Below are 15,214 nucleotides of genomic sequence, written 5' to 3'. Positions count from 1 at the left end.
GCGCATGCGCATCACAGCGGGAAGATGCCGAGCAGCACGCAGGCTATCGTCATCACGATCGATGCGCCGAACAGATACTTGAAGGTGTATTTCTGGTGGTCCGCCAGTTCGATGCCGGCCAGGCCGGCAACCAGGAAGGTGGCCGGGGTCAGCGGGCTGATCGGAAAGCCGGTCGTCATCTGGCCCAGCAATGCCGCCTGCGCCACCTGTATCGGCGCCACGCCGAGCATCTTGCTCACTTCGGCCACCACCGGCAGCACGCCGAAGTAGAACGAATCCGGATCGAACAGCAGCGACAGCGGCATCGACAGCACGCCCAGCACCACCGGGATGTGCGACGCCATCTCGGGCGGCACATGCGCGACCGCCGCGCTCGCCATCGCCTTGAGCATGCCGGACTTGGACATGATGCCGGTGAACACGCCGGCGGCGAACAGGATGCCGGCCATCAGCAGCGCCGCCTTCGCATGCGCATCCACACGGGCGCGCTGCATGTCGACGTTCGGATAGTTGATCATCAGCGCCAGCACCACGCCGATCATGAACATCACCACCGGGTCGACCTTGCCGCTGATCATGGTGCCGAGCACGAACACGGTCAGCACGATGTTGATCCAGAAGTTCTTCGGCCGGCGGATCTCGAGCTGTTCCTTGGTCAGCTCATGGAGGTGGACCACCGCGGCTGCATCGGCGCCGGCAGTCAGACCCAGGCGCCGTTCTTCCTTGCGGCCGAGCATCCACGAGACGATGAACACGAAGGCAAGGCCCACCAATTGCACCGGAATCAGCGGCGTGAAGATGGCCGACACCGGCAGATGCAGCGAAGCCGCGGCGCGGATCATCGGCCCGGTCCACGGCAGGAAGTTCACGCCCGCGGCCAGCGAAGCGACGCAGGCCAGGATGCGCTTGTCGATGCCCAGGCGGTTATACAGCGGCAGCATCGCCGGGATCGTGACCAGGAAGGTCACCGCGCCGGAGCCGTCGAGATGAATCAGCAGCGCCAGGAGCGCCGTGCCCGGCACGATGCGGCTCGGCCGGCTGCCGACGATCTTCAGAATGCCGGAGATCACCGGGTCCAGCATGCCGGCGTCGGTGACGATGCCGAAGAACAGGATCGCGAACACGAACATGCCCGCCACCGGCGCGATGCTGGTGATGCCGGCGAGGATGAACTTCGAGGTTTCGAAGCCGAAGCCGCCGATCAGGGCAGCGATGATGGGAATCGCGATCAATGCCACCAGCGGCGACATGCGCTTGGTCAGGATGACGGCAAGCAGAACGAGAATGGTGATGAAGCCAAGCAGGGCCAGCATGGAAGTCTCCTGTGTTTTTCTCTTGATCCCGGCTTGTCGGTCGGCCAGGTATGCAGAGGATTGTCGGAGACGATACTTATGGAGTAAAACGCTTTGTTTCGATAAATCGATCGATTTTCTGGATCAATCTTGGCCATGCACAATATCTCGACCAAGCAGCTGCATGCCTTCATCGCGCTCAGTGAACTGAAGCATTTCACTCGCGCGGCGGAGCGCTGCCATCTGTCGCAGTCCGCATTCAGCAGCGTCATCAGCAAGCTCGAGGACAGCGTCGGCACACGCTTGTTCGAAAGGGATACGCGCAATGTGAAGCTCACGCCGGAAGGCGAATTGTTTGCCGAGGTCGCGCGTTCGCTTTACGAGGAAATCCATGTGGCCTTCGACAACATGTCGGACTATGTGGCCCGGCGTCGCGGCCGGGTAGCGATCGCGGCGCTGCCCTCGCTGGCAGCGAACGGCCTGCCAGCGATCATCGCGGAATACCGCAAGCGCTTTCCCGGCATCGCGGTAAGGCTGCACGACTCGCTGTCGGACCAATGCCTGACCATGCTGCGCGAAGGCACGGTCGACTTCGCGCTCACTGCGCCGGGACCCAACCTGGCCGAGTTCGAGACGCGCACGCTGTGCAGCGATCCGTTTTACCTGGTCTGCCGCCGCGACCATCACCTGGCATCCAGGGAGCGCGTTGGATTGGCCGAGCTCGCGGGTTGCGAGATGGTGCACCTGGCGAAGTCCACCAGCGTGCGACAGCATGTCGAGCTGCTGCTGCGCGATGTGCCTACGCTGCATTCCGGCCTGGAGGTCGAGCACCTCGCCACCGTGGCCGGGCTGGTGCAACATGGCCTGGGCGTGTCGCTGGTGCCGGAACTTACGCTGTTCCAGTTTCGCCTGCTCGACCTGGTGGCGATACCGGTGGATGCGCCCGATATCGTTCGTCCGATCTACATCGTCAAGCAGAAGGACCGCAGCCTTTCCATCGCGGCGCAGGGCATGCTGGAAATGCTCGAGACCAGTCTTCGTGTCGTTGGCACTGCGCGCGCGGGCATTCCCGACAATCCAATGTAAGGATCGCTACGACGGTGCATCAGGGCCGATGGTTTCCTGCAGGCCATCGCGGTGAAAGATTCGAAGCCTCTGCGACATAGTCGTTGAAGCGCGCTGGCATGCATGAGGCTTTTTCTTGAGGAATCGCAGGCGCATTTGCGCGCTTGTGCCGCACATTCATTTCATCGTTACGTGCAACCGGGAGGCGTGGACGAGTCTATCGGTGAATGAGGCCTGACAGCCTTTCACTAGCCATTCCGTGAATTCCAGTGCATCACATGAGGCGAAGATGCGTGTTCTCGGATTCTCGATTTGCCCTGCTGCACCGCATGGATTTCAAAGCGACTCGGAGAATGAACATGTCAAGGCGGATAAGAACGCTATTCATCGGTAACCGGCCAGCCATATTCCATTCCCTGATCCGAAATGAAAACATCGAACTCGTGGAGGTCCTGGCAACAGACAGATCGCTGCTGGATATCGATGATTATGCGGGCAGCATTTCGCTGCTTGCGGCTTCGGGAGAAAAGCAGAAAGTCGTCAACGCCATGATGAACTGCGACTATGAATTGCTCGTCTCCGCGGGGTGTCCGTACGTTCTTCCGGTAGAAAAATGTTCGGAAGAAAAAATATGCATCAACTCGCATCCTTCGGTGCTGCCGCTCGGAAGGGGAAAGCACCCGATCAATGAATGCCTGTTGTCGGGACATAAGGTGGCGGGCTCAACGCTGCATTATCTGAGCCGCGAACTCGATGAAGGAGACATCATTCACCAGAAGTCCTTCGAACTCAGCGAAGACATCGACCTGGATATCCTTTATTCCTTCATCTTCGATTTCGAATGCGAAGTCTTCGAGGAGGGCTTGCAAAAGCTGATCGATACGAATTTCGATTTTCGCGGCAGGCCGCAGACTGGTGTCTCCAGCTATTACTCCAGGCAGGATGCCGACATGGTTTTCGATGTGAGAACCGGCGATATTGATGATCTGCTCCGCAAGACCCGGGCGTTTTCATCCCGCAACCTTGGAATAAGGGTGAGCCTTGGTGACACCCGCATCAGAGTCCATAAGGCATCGCGCATACACAACCGCTTTCTGCAGGAAAGATACCGGCATTGCGAGCCGGGCTCGGTGGCAATCAACAGGGAGAGCGTGCTCATCGTGAGGATGCAGGATGGCCTGGTTCGTTTCGATGCCTGGTGGCGCGACACGGACATCGATTCCCTCTGAACCCGGCTCAACGGCGTTCTGTCCGCAATCTCAGAGTGGTCTGCGCTACCGGTATGGAAAGCGCCGCTTGCGTTGTCTCGCTACGCCAACCGGCTGTATTGGCGTAGCGATGCGCCGTAGCAGGTCCTCAGGTTTGCCTGCGGATTCTTCAGAACCTGCCCACATGTTCGGCTTGCCTTTCTGCCTCGTGCCATGCCGCGACGGAATAAGCGCCCCGATCCGCAAGCCCTCGCGCTCATACACCCGTGAACGCGCAGCATTGCCCTCATGGCGAAGCGACAGCCAACACCGTGAACCGAGTCGCACAACGCTGCTTTTGTCCTGATACACAGTCAGGCGCCAGCCAACACCCTGCATAAAAAGTGTTGGCCGAAGTTGGGTAAATCCCGTCGGCCGACCTCCCCGCGAATCGCGCGCTCATGCGCTGCGGTCGCAGAGAAAACGCATTGAATTCATCGGCTTACCTGCATTCCAGAGCAGCGGCACGGCAGCTGGCACACGCATTGCGCTATGGCTTGCGCCCGGCAGACAGCGGCAACGTATCGATGCAGCGCCCGCCGGGCCATCCACCACTATTAAGCTGATCAGGAGATTCCCATGAACATCAAAGCCCTTGCCGCCGCTGTTTCCCTCCTTGCCGCCTTCGGTTACGCGCATGCGCAGCAGACCGAGTTCGCCGCTCCCGATGCCGGATTCCGCTCAAGCCTTACCCGCGCTGAAGTACGCCAGGAATTGATGCGCTCGCATGGCCAGGGCCTGGCCGTCCAGGGTCAGCACGAATGGCAGGACCCGGTTTATGCGGGCAGTGGAAAAACCCGTGGCGAGGTGAAGGCGGAACTGGAGTCCGCTTCGAGGCAGCAGGAACACAAGTCGCTCGTCGACACGCTGTACTTCGGCTGATCGTCATCACGCTGCACATGTGGACCCGGCATGGCGCGCCGGGCCGGGTTCGCGCTTGCAGCATCACCTTCGAACGCAACAGCACATGACGGGCGGAATGCCATGAACACGAAACACGCATTGGACGCGGTATGGGCAACGACGGTGCGCGCCGCGCAGCGTCTGGCCGATCGCCTGTGGGAAGCTGCCTTGCCGATACTGGCGAAAGCCTGCGTGTCCGCGGTCGGACATCCGTCTCCGACGACCGGCTTCATGCTCGCGGTCGCATTGGAACTGAGCGTACGGCTGGTTCGCCATCCGCTGGTTCGCGCCATTTCCCACGCCGGTGCGCGAGTATGGGGACTGCATTGAAGCAGGCAGGCTTGGCATCGGGCCAGTGAAAGCGGTGCTACAGCCCACTGCACCCTTTCGACCGCGATTCAGCGCTGGCCGGTCTTCGCTTCCGCTCTTGCCGCGAACCAGGTGGCCAGCATCGAGCCGGACAGGTTGTGCCATACGCTGAACAGCGCGCTCGGCACCGCCGCCAGCGGGCTGAAATGCGCCGCGGCCAGCGCCGCGCCGAGACCGGAATTCTGCATGCCGGTTTCCAGCGTCACTGCCTTGCACTTGGCGAGATTCATGCCGAAGGCGCGCGCAAACAGGTAGCCAAGGGCAAAGCCGAGCAGGTTGTGCAGGATCACCGCCGTCAAGATCAGCAATCCATTCGCAAGCAGTTTCGGCTGGTTCAGGCCGACGACGATGGCCACGATCATCACGATCGCGACCGTCGACACCAGCGGCAATGCCTTGACGCTGGCCTCCGCCTGTTTGCGGAAAAGCGCCTTCACGACGATGCCCAGCAGGATAGGCACGAGCACGACCTGCACGATGTCCATGAACAGCGAACCCGTATTGATGCTCATCCATTTGCCGGCCAGCAGGGACACCAGTGCCGGCGTGGCCAGCGGCGCAATCAGGGTGGAGACTGAAGCGATCGACACGCCGAGCGCGATATCGCCCTTGGCCAGAAAGGTCATCACATTGGATGCGGTGCCGCTCGGGCAGCAGCCAACCAGGATGACGCCGACCGCAACCTCGGGCGGAAGGCGCAGCGCAATCGCAAGCACATACGCGATGCCCGGCATGATCAGATAGTGGCCGACGACGCCGATCGCCACATCTCTGGGCCGGCGCAAGACCTCGCGAAAATCGGCCGCGGAAAGCGTGAGGCCCATGCCGAACATGACGATGCCCAGCAGCGGCGTGATCCAGGTCTTGTAGCCGATGAAGGCTTGCGGCGCGAAGAATCCGAAACAGGCAAACAGGATGACCCAGAGGGAAAAGGTCTTGCCTACGAAATTGCTGAGTTTTTCTATCGTGTTCATTCCACTACTCTGATCTGTGTATGCGATTGCTGCGGGCGCTACGGTTGCTAAGGTCGATGCGGTATCGGCTGTTGCCTTTTCGAAAAAAGGCGGCGCATTGTAGTCGATCAGGCGCAATGACGCCTGCGCAGTGGCGCACTGCAGCCGGATGCCGCAATGATCCCGACCCATGGCTATGGGCCGGATGCGGACAGCGTTCGCAAGCATCAGGCCAGATCGGACTCCTCGGGCGCGGACAGGCTCAGCGTGGCGCGGCCGACATTGGGATGTTCCATGATGCGCGCCTCCAGCCTGCGCAGCAGGCGCGCAAGCTCCGCCTGATCATGTTCGCCGGCGAGTTCCACGCGGGCCGATATCAGGATCTTCTCCGGGCCGATGTATTCGGCGAAGAAGGCGGTGACGCGGCGGATCTCCGGTGTTTGCCTGAAGCTGGCAATGACCCTGGCGCGCAGATCCGGCGGCAGCGGCACGCCTGCCAGAAAGCGCCTGTTCATGTCGATCAGGTACAGGCCGACGATGCCCATGAGCGTGCCGATCACGATCGATCCGGCGCCATCGAATTCGGCGCGCCCGGTCAGCTGATGCAGTGCCATGGACGCCGCGGCAATGCCCAGGCCGAAGAGGGCAAGCAGGTCCTCGGTCACCACCGCGCGCAGCAGCGTGTCGGAAGTGCTGAGCAGATGGCCGACGATGCCCAGGCCGCGCGTGCTGGCCTTCTTGCGCACGAATCGCAGGGCTTGAATCAGCGAAACAAGTTGCGCGATGAAGGCGCTGCCCAGCACCAGGTAGCCGAAGAAGAATCCCAGCACCGGTTCGCGCGTGTGCAGCTGTTCGATGCCGCGCCAGATGGCGATCTGCGCGCCGAACACGAAGGTGCCGGCCGAGCCGAACAGGGCCCAGACATAGGATTCCCTGCCGTAACCGAGCGGATGCGCGGCATCGGCGGGCCGCAGGGCGACCAGGTAGGCATTGGCGCGGAAGCAGTCGGCAACGAGGCTGACCCAGGAATGCACGGCTTCGGCCAGCATGGCGCTCGAGCCAGTGACCGCCGCCGCAAGCGACTTCAGCAGCGCGAACATGACCTCGCCCCCAAACGCCTTGACGACGGCGCGACGCGGGTCGGCGACGCGCGTGCCTATGCCTAGTCGTCGGTGAAAACGGTTGAAGGCGCGCACGGAAACGGTATCGGGCTGAGTTCAGCGCAGGATTGCGCGTGGTGGCGCCGCCATGGTCGGAGTGCCGATGCTCCGCGGCTTTTCCCGCTGGCCGATGCTTACCCTGCGGCAGGAACGGGCAGGGACCGCGTATTTGCGGCTGCTGCGGCTGTGCGACGCGCAGACAGGAAAAGAGCACAACGCCATTGCTGCGACCGAGAAAGACATGTGGAGCTCCGGGGCGGGCTCTCCAGTTTGCAGGATGTCCTGCGCGCAAGATTGACAGCTATCAAACGCGATGCCGATGGCGCATGGCGCAGGAATGCGCTTGCCGGATGTGCTGCGGCCACATACTCCTTGCGCGCTCGCTGCCGGGTTTAAGCCAATCGACATGGGTTGCCTTCGGGCGGCATTCCAGCGATGTCGGCTACCTATAATTTCCGGCCCAACAATAGCTACGCAGATACGGCCCCATGAAATTGAACAGAACTTCCGGCCCCATGCTGGCCATGCTCGCCGTCAGCCTGTGCGGCTGCAGTTCCTTCCTGCAGCAGGGCACCGGCGCGGCGGCCGGCGTCAGCGGCGCGGCGATCGCGGCCAGCGTCACTTCGGATGCGGCCGTGGCCACCGGCATCGGCGTTGGCGTGCAGTCCCTGGCGCAGGCTGGCGTGCAGCAGGCCCAGCGCGTGGTGCATACCGAAGAGCAGAACCAGATCGCCGCGATCGCCGGCAAGCTCGCGCCGGGACAAGTGGCGGCTTGGCAGGTCAGTCATACCGTGCCGATCGAACCGTCCAGCCGCGGCCAGGTCGCAGTCAGCCGCGTGGTCGGCGCGCAATCGCTGGATTGCCGTGAGATCGTGTTCTCGGTGGACCCGGCGCCGAAGTCCAAGCAGGACAAGGGCTTTTTTGTTGCCATGATCTGCCGCGATGGCGAACGCTGGAAATGGGCCTCGGCCGAGCCGGCAACGGAACGATGGGGAGCATTGCAATGAAGCGCCTGCTGTGGTGCGCTTGCATGCTGCCCGTGCTCGGCGGCTGCGGCGCGCTGGGCGGCATCGCGGGCGCGGCGGCTGGCATCGCTTCCGGCACCTTCACCAGCAATCCGGCGGTGGGCGTGGCGGTATCGGTGAGCGTGAAGGCCGCAACCGACGCCGGCATCAAGGGTCTGCTGCGCTCCCTGCATCAGGATGAGCAGGATGCGATCGCCAGGCTGGCCGGCGACATGGAGCCCGGCGAGATCCGGCCGTGGCGCATCCGGCATGCGATTCCCTATGCCAATAACCAGGGCAGTATGCAGATCACCCGCGTGATCGATACGCCGCTGGCGCAGTGCAAGGAAGTGATGTTCACCGTGGATGAGCGCGATGCGGCTGCGCCTGCGCAAGCGACGGCACATGCCTGGTTTACCGCGCAGGTATGCCGCCATGAACAGCGCTGGAAGTGGGCAGTGGCCGAGCCGGCGGTGGAACGCTGGGGTTCGCTGCAGTGAGAGGTCGATGCCGCGAGCGCAACGGCCGGATCCTTCGGGCTGGAACGTATTCGCCCTAGTGTCCTTTCCCGCCCCCCTTGATCTCGCGCCAGTCCCCCTCGCTCATCTCCACGTCGAATTTGCGCGCCGCTGCGCGGATGCGCGCCCACGCCTCGTCGCGCTCGCTGTCGGTCACACCCTGCACCTGGTTGAAGCGGGCGATGGCGTTGCGCACATGGCTGGCATCTTCGAGCGGCTCCTTCTGCTGTTTGGGGAAGGCGAACTCCCGTTTCGGCAGGTCCTTGCGTTCTTCGGTATCGAGTTTGCTCATGGGATTCTCCTTGCGACGTGTTGGTCGTTAGACCCACGTGCAAGGGCAGGTTCCCCGCGATATCACGGCCGCGGAACAGCGCCGGGACCACGATATGCCGGATTCCCGGCAAAGCGTTTTCGCCTTTCGATGCGCGCCCGGCAAATGTGCTCGGTCCATTGCCGGAAACCAAAGCGGCGACAGGCGGGCGTCATCTGAAACGGTGGTTTTCCGCGCGGCAGACCGCGCGGACGAAGCGTTGACGCCTGCCTGAAACGGATTTCAGAATTCTTCCCAAGCGCCTTCCGCCCTGATTTCCAGCACCAGGTCCTTCACCCTGCGCACCGAGTCGTCGATCAGCGCCTCGGTTTCCGTGGCCGGCGACGCCGAACGCTGCGCCAGGCTTTATGAAGAGATGCACGAGCCTGCCGCTGTTCATTCGCATAAAAACCGAGCTTTTCGTGTGGTCTTATGTCTTATATAAGACTTGTTGTAGTACAATACCGGCTTCGCAACATCCGGGACCCGCGCCCGGCCTTTTCCAACCTTCAACAAAGAGCCCTCCATGCTTGCTGCGTACCGCAACCACGTCGCTGAACGCGCGTCCCTCGGCATTCCCCCGCTGCCGCTTTCCGCGGCCCAGACCAAGGATCTGGTTGAACTCCTGAAGAATCCCCCGGCCGGCGAAGAGCAATTCCTCGTCGACCTGATCACCAACCGTGTGCCCGCCGGCGTGGACGACGCCGCCAAGGTCAAGGCCGCCTTCCTGGAGAAGGTCGCCAAGGGCACCGATTCCAGCCCGCTGATTTCGCGCGAACTGGCGACCAAATTGCTGGGCACCATGCTCGGCGGCTTCAACATCAAGCCCATGATCGATCTGCTGGACGACGAAACCGTCGGCGCGGTCGCAGCCGAAGGCCTGAAGAAGACGCTGTTAATGTTCGACTACTTCCACGATGTGAAGGACAGGGCGGATAAAGGCAGCGCGAATGCGAAATCGGTGCTGCAATCCTGGGCCGATGCCGAATGGTTCACCTCGCGCCCGGCCGTGCCGGAAAGCCTGACCCTGACCGTGTTCAAGGTCTCGGGCGAAACCAATACCGACGACCTGTCGCCGGCGCCGGACGCCACCACCCGCCCGGACATCCCGATGCATGCGCTGGCGATGCTGAAGAACGCGCGCCCGGGCATCAATCCGGACGAGCCGGGCAAGATCGGCCCGATCCGTCAGATCGAAGCGCTGAAGGCCAAGGGCAACCTGGTCGCCTACGTCGGCGACGTGGTCGGCACCGGTTCCTCGCGCAAGTCCGCCACCAACTCGGTGCTGTGGTTCACCGGCGAAGACATCCCGTTCATCCCGAACAAGCGCTTCGGCGGCGTGTGCCTGGGCACCAAGATCGCTCCGATCTTCTACAACACCATGGAAGATGCCGGCGCGCTGCCGATCGAGCTCGACGTGTCGAAGATGGATATGGGCGACGTGATCGAACTGCGTCCGTATGAAGGCCGTGCGCTGAAGAACGGCGAGACGATCGCCGAATTCAAGGTCAAGTCCGATGTGCTGTTCGACGAAGTGCGCGCCGGCGGCCGCATTCCGCTGATCATTGGCCGCGGTCTGACCGCGAAGGCGCGTGAAGCGCTGGGCCTGGCCCCGTCGACGCTGTTCCGCCTGCCGCAGAACCCGGTCGATTCCGGCCGCGGCTTTTCGCTGGCGCAGAAGATGGTCGGCCGCGCCTGCGGTCTGCCGGAAGGCCATGGCATCCGCCCCGGTACCTATTGCGAACCGAAGATGACCACCGTCGGCTCGCAGGACACCACCGGCCCGATGACCCGCGATGAGTTGAAGGACCTGGCCTGCCTCGGCTTCTCGGCCGACCTGGTGATGCAATCCTTCTGCCACACCGCGGCGTACCCGAAGGTCGTGGACGTGAAGATGCACCACGAGCTGCCGAACTTCATCGAGAACCGCGGCGGCGTCGCGCTGCGTCCGGGCGACGGCGTGATCCACTCGTGGCTGAACCGCCTGCTGCTGCCGGATACCGTCGGCACCGGCGGCGACTCGCATACCCGCTTCCCGATCGGCATTTCCTTCCCGGCCGGCTCGGGCCTGGTGGCCTTTGCCGCCGCCACCGGCGTGATGCCGCTGGACATGCCGGAATCGGTGCTGGTGCGCTTCAAGGGCGAGATGCAGCCCGGCGTGACGCTGCGCGACCTGGTCAATGCAATTCCGCTATATGCGATCCGCCAGGGTCTGCTGACCGTGGAGAAGAAGGGCAAGAAGAACATCTTCTCCGGCCGCATCCTGGAAATCGAAGGTCTGCCGAAGCTGAAGGTCGAGCAGGCATTCGAGCTGTCCGACGCCTCGGCCGAGCGCTCGGCCGCCGGCTGCACGGTGCATCTGGACAAGGAGCCGATCGCCGAATACATGACCTCGAACATCACGCTGATGAAGTGGATGATCGCCAACAACTACCAGGACAAGCGCACGCTGGAGCGCCGCATCCGGGCAATGGAAGCCTGGCTGGCCAAGCCGGAACTGCTGTCACCGGACGCGGATGCCGACTACGCCGCCGTCATCGAAATCGACCTGGCCGACATCCATGAGCCCATCGTGGCCTGCCCGAACGACCCGGACGATGTGAAGACCTTGTCCGAAGTCGCCGGCGACAAGATCGATGAAGTGTTCGTCGGTTCCTGCATGACCAACATCGGTCACTTCCGCGCCGCATCCAAGCTGCTCGAAGGCAAGACCGATATCCCGGTGCGCCTGTGGGTGGCGCCGCCGACCAAGATGGACCAGCAGGTGCTGACCGCCGAAGGCCATTACGGCACGCTGGGGCGTACCGGCGCGCGCATGGAAATGCCGGGCTGCTCGCTGTGCATGGGCAACCAGGCGCAGGTGCGCAAGGGCGCCACCGTGATGTCGACCTCGACGCGCAACTTCCCGAACCGTCTGGGTCTGGAGACCCGCGTCTACCTCGGATCGGCCGAACTGGCAGCGGTGTGCTCGACGCTGGGCCGCATCCCGACGAAGGAAGAGTACATGGCCAACATCGGCGTGATCGACAAGAACGCCGACAAGATCTACCGCTACATGAACTTCGACCAGATCGAGGAATTCCGCGAAGTGGCGGATAGCGTGCAGGTCTGATGCGGCAGGATGGGACGGCGGAAGTGTATTCCGCGGTTCCGTTTCCCGGCCGGGAATGCAGGGCGCGGCGCTTCGAGTAGACTTTGTCCCCGACCTGCGTCTTCGCAACGCCAATCCCGATCAGCGACGGCTCAAGCCCGCTCCGATGCATACGGAGCGGGCTTTTTCATGGGCGACGGCAGGCGTGGAAGAGGGCGCCCGGCGGCTGCGGGCGTAACGCGAAACGGCCAGTTTTTCAATGCGTACACGGGGCGCTGCGACGGGAACGGACGTGGGCTCCGACCTGTTTGAATTCGGACAGGCGGAGTCGAGCTCCCGCGCAGTCGTATACCGGGGTCAGGCGCTTGTTCGCACCCGCTTGAGCAAGCCGTGTGGCGCGCGCATCAAAGCGCGCCGGCGAAGCCATGTGTCTTTCTCGTCCCCATCGCTACGATCGCAGCGCCCGCTGCCACGATCAGCGCGTCTTCAATGAGTCCGCTGCGGGTCTGACCCATGCGCGCCATGGCTCGCTTGCGTACGGCAAGCGTCGAATAGGCAAGCGGCACCGCAGTCGCAGCCGCAAGCGCTGCGCCCGCTTTCTCTTCGCCACGTGGCGCCAGGGCTGCGCCGGCGATCCCGGCGCTCATTACCCGTGCCAGCAGTCCGGGGAAGACAGTCCGGTCGGGCGCGGTTTTCATCTTGTCGCCGAACAGCTCACCCACTCCCATGGCCAGCGCGGCGAACTTGAGCAGAGGGCGATCCAGGAGAAACAGTGTTCCTGTCGTGCGACGGCCTACGAGTCGTGCTGCCGCAAGGCTGGCCATGGGCGTCATTGAGCGCGCGCTTGCGACGGCGCCAATTAGGGCGGAAGAGAGCAGGCTGTGCATTTTCATTTTTACCGAGTCTCATACAGGGTGAGGGGTGATGAGCCGCCGACGCAGCTCGAACCTCGCAAACGAGGTTTCACCGGAGGGCCGTGCGTGATCACGGGCTGGGGCAGGCATATTTTGGGTTTCGATTGTATCCAGCGTCCCCAGCAGCACTGGCGCCGCCGCTTTCGGAATATCGAAAGACGCAAAACGCGCTGCAGCAACGCATCCGGGTACGAACGCCCGCTGGCTTGTCTGCACGCGAACCGGCCTGCACCGGTCGGCTGTCCGATGTTTGCGGGACGTCTCAGCCTATCCGCACTGTTGCGGTACCGAGCGGGCCGAAGTCCGCCGTGACGAGATCGCCCGAGCTTATCGGCATCGGCGTCACGCAGGTCCCGGTAGTCACCATCTGCCCTTTGCGCAAGGTGATGCCCAGATTGGAAAGTTCATTAGCCAGCCAGGTGAGCGCGATACGCGGATCGTCAAGAACATTTGCCCCGGATCCTTCCCGTTCCAGCTTGCCCTCGATCCGGCCGACGACACGATGCGTGACCAGGTCGATCGCTCGCCAGTCCGCCGTGCTTGCTTCGGCGGCCACGAAGTAATGCGCGCAAGCGTTATCAGCGATTAATTGCGGCGCGCCGACCTGCGCGAAGTCTTCATAGCGGGAGTCTGGTATCTCGATGGCGACATGCAGCGTGTCGACGGCGGCAAGGACCTCTTCAACCGAGAAGGCTTGCGGTCGCGGTTCAAGGTCACGACCCATGCGGAATGCGAATTCGACTTCCGCCACAGCCATATGGTTAGGTCCCGCCGGGACCACGCCTGCGCATGGGACAACCCGTTCCGCAAGAATGCGGCCGGCTATAGGACCGTCCACGTTGATATGCGCTTGCCCGGCGGCGCTGGTGGCGGCGATCTTCCATCCATAGATCGGACTGCGTGATAGCGCCTCCAGGCGCGCCTGGATGGCGTAGCCGTCTTCGCGTGTCGTGGGCCTGATATCAACGGGCAGTGCGGGGATAAGCGCGCCGCGAATCCAGTGTTCATGGAGGAGATTCGCTGCAGCTTGTAGTGAGGCTTCGTTCATGGCGTCGTAGTCAGTCAGGATGGAGTTGCCGAGGGTATTGAAGGCGCGAAGGTCGCTGTGTCCCGGAAGCGGTGCGATGCTGGCTTGAAGCGCTGCAACGCAGTGCGATCTGATGACCTCCTTTGCATCCGGATGGAGTGGGCAGCCGTGACGATGATGCCAGTGGCGCTATGGGACGGCAAGGTATGCGCCGGGGTACGTAAATGCCGTTCCTGGCTTGAATTGGTGATATGGAGATAGCGATTTCGACCCAAAGCAAACCCTTGGCTTCAGAGCTGGCTGATTTTAGAAAGGATGGATGACAACGTTGTGAGATCGATTGGTTTGACAAGATGATGATCAAACCCCGCAGTCAAGCTGCGCTCCCGGTCGCTCTCGTGCCCGTATCCAGTCACAGCAATCAGGATCGCCTTCATTGCCTCAGGATGCATCCTGAGGCGACGCGACAGTTCATTGCCATCGATGTCGGGCAAGCCGATATCCAGTAGAAACACATCCGGGGTTTCAATTGCAACGCGTTCAAGGGCTCTAAGTGCATGGTGTTCGACAACTACCTGATGACCTAATGCTTCGATGAGCAACGCAAGCATCTTCGCCGCGTCAACATTGTCATCCACCACCATCACTCTTAGCGCCTTGCTCGGATGAGCCGGATTGCGGGCCTCCAGCTCATGGTTCGCAGAAAACTCTTTCTCAGCTATGTGGGGCAGGCACACCACGAACTGGCATCCCTTCCCAACCCCGTCGCTGTGCACCGTGACGCCTCCCCCATGCAGCTCCATCAAGCTTTTTACTAGTGCCAGCCCAATGCCCAGGCCACCTTGCGACCGGTCGGACGTCCGGGCTGCCTGGGCAAATAGCTCAAATGCCCTCGCCTGGAATTCCGGCGTCATGCCGACGCCGTTGTCGGAGACAGCAATCCTGATGTGGCCGCGATCCACTTCCATGCTCAGGACGATTTCTCCGCCTTCCGGCGTGAATTTCGCTGCATTGGTCAGCAGATTGGTAACTACCTGGACAAGACGCTTGATATCCCCGAGCACGAACGCCGAATCGGGCGGCGTATGCACTATGAGTCGATGACGGCGCGCTTCAATCAGCGGTCGCACTTGCTCGACTGCATCAGGAAAGATTCGTTTTGCATCCAGCTTTGTCTTCTCAAGCGTGACCAAGCCACGGGTAACACGAGAGACGTCCAGCAGATCATCTACTAAGAGCCTATTCCAGTAGGGATAAGAATTGAAGTAATGCTTGTCCAAGCCAGTGTTTTTGATGGAGGACATCATGGGCATGGTCAAGCAGGACGACGGATGGCGCTTGCCGGATGAATTATGGGAACA

General features: G+C 62.1%; 14 protein-coding genes. 7 read left to right on the top strand and 7 right to left on the bottom strand.

All coding sequences use genetic code 11. From position 1 onward, the window contains the following. Positions 1–11 precede the first annotated feature (11 nt). Positions 12–1,313 (bottom strand): CitMHS family transporter, encoded by a 1,302-nt coding sequence (locus JJB74_RS29640; RefSeq protein WP_200598166.1) that lies wholly within the window; start codon positions 1,311–1,313, stop codon positions 12–14. A 135-nt stretch (positions 1,314–1,448) separates the two neighbouring features. Here JJB74_RS29640 and JJB74_RS29635 point away from each other — a divergent pair, with 135 nt between their 5' ends. From JJB74_RS29635 to JJB74_RS29620, 4 genes are all read left to right on the top strand, one after another. Then, positions 1,449–2,378 (top strand): LysR family transcriptional regulator, encoded by a 930-nt coding sequence (locus tag JJB74_RS29635; protein ID WP_200598198.1) that lies wholly within the window; start codon positions 1,449–1,451, stop codon positions 2,376–2,378. 272 nt (positions 2,379–2,650) lie between these two features. After that, entirely contained in the window at positions 2,651–3,586 is a 936-nt protein-coding gene (locus JJB74_RS29630) for a formyltransferase family protein (protein ID WP_200598165.1), read from the top strand. A 597-nt stretch (positions 3,587–4,183) separates the two neighbouring features. Continuing rightward, positions 4,184–4,486: a DUF4148 domain-containing protein gene (locus JJB74_RS29625; RefSeq protein ID WP_200598164.1), complete on the top strand. Its 303-nt coding sequence runs from the start codon at positions 4,184–4,186 to the stop codon at positions 4,484–4,486. Positions 4,487–4,588: 102 nt separating this feature from the next. Then, positions 4,589–4,837, top strand: a complete 249-nt coding sequence (locus JJB74_RS29620) for a hypothetical protein (protein ID WP_200598163.1) — start codon at positions 4,589–4,591, stop codon at positions 4,835–4,837. 68 nt (positions 4,838–4,905) lie between these two features. On the opposite strand, the gene JJB74_RS29615 is transcribed toward JJB74_RS29620, so the two are convergent. Further along, positions 4,906–5,850 (bottom strand): bile acid:sodium symporter family protein, encoded by a 945-nt coding sequence (locus JJB74_RS29615; protein WP_200598162.1) that lies wholly within the window; start codon positions 5,848–5,850, stop codon positions 4,906–4,908. Between the two features lie 206 nt (positions 5,851–6,056). Beyond that, positions 6,057–7,025 carry a cation diffusion facilitator family transporter gene (locus JJB74_RS29610; protein WP_325170198.1) on the bottom strand — a complete coding sequence of 323 codons (969 nt, stop codon included), beginning with the start codon at positions 7,023–7,025 and terminating at the stop codon, positions 6,057–6,059. A 452-nt stretch (positions 7,026–7,477) separates the two neighbouring features. Here JJB74_RS29610 and JJB74_RS29605 point away from each other — a divergent pair, with 452 nt between their 5' ends. Beyond that, positions 7,478–7,996, top strand: a complete 519-nt coding sequence (locus JJB74_RS29605; RefSeq protein ID WP_200598160.1) for a hypothetical protein — start codon at positions 7,478–7,480, stop codon at positions 7,994–7,996. Continuing rightward, positions 7,993–8,493, top strand: coding sequence for a hypothetical protein (locus JJB74_RS29600; RefSeq protein ID WP_234484970.1), 501 nt, complete (start codon positions 7,993–7,995; stop codon positions 8,491–8,493). Before JJB74_RS29605 ends, JJB74_RS29600 begins: the two co-directional genes overlap by 4 nt. A gap of 55 nt (positions 8,494–8,548) precedes the next feature. Here JJB74_RS29600 and JJB74_RS29595 read toward each other — a convergent pair whose 3' ends face one another. Beyond that, complete coding sequence (locus JJB74_RS29595) at positions 8,549–8,803, bottom strand: DUF6582 domain-containing protein (protein WP_200598158.1); 255 nt, start codon at positions 8,801–8,803, stop codon at positions 8,549–8,551. A gap of 544 nt (positions 8,804–9,347) precedes the next feature. Between JJB74_RS29595 and JJB74_RS29590 the strand changes: the two genes are divergently transcribed. Then, positions 9,348–11,933, top strand: a complete 2,586-nt coding sequence (locus JJB74_RS29590) for a bifunctional aconitate hydratase 2/2-methylisocitrate dehydratase (RefSeq protein ID WP_200598157.1) — start codon at positions 9,348–9,350, stop codon at positions 11,931–11,933. A 383-nt stretch (positions 11,934–12,316) separates the two neighbouring features. Here the strand turns inward: JJB74_RS29590 and JJB74_RS29585 are convergent, their stop codons facing one another. The 3 genes from JJB74_RS29585 to JJB74_RS29575 all read right to left on the bottom strand — a co-directional run. Beyond that, a complete protein-coding gene (locus JJB74_RS29585; RefSeq protein WP_200598156.1) occupies positions 12,317–12,805 on the bottom strand; it encodes a hypothetical protein in 489 nt (162 codons plus the stop codon). 283 nt (positions 12,806–13,088) lie between these two features. Continuing rightward, complete coding sequence (locus JJB74_RS29580) at positions 13,089–13,874, bottom strand: 2-keto-4-pentenoate hydratase (protein ID WP_200598155.1); 786 nt, start codon at positions 13,872–13,874, stop codon at positions 13,089–13,091. 269 nt (positions 13,875–14,143) lie between these two features. Next, a partial coding sequence (locus tag JJB74_RS29575; RefSeq protein ID WP_234484969.1) for a hybrid sensor histidine kinase/response regulator occupies positions 14,144–15,214 on the bottom strand: 1,071 nt, incomplete at its 5' end.

It is taken from the genome of Noviherbaspirillum pedocola (assembly GCF_016632335.1).
In the GTDB taxonomy this organism is placed as follows: domain Bacteria; phylum Pseudomonadota; class Gammaproteobacteria; order Burkholderiales; family Burkholderiaceae_D; genus Noviherbaspirillum_A; species Noviherbaspirillum_A pedocola.
The sequence above is the reverse complement of the archived record's forward strand: the minus strand, read 5'-3'. Positions and strand labels throughout refer to the sequence as shown.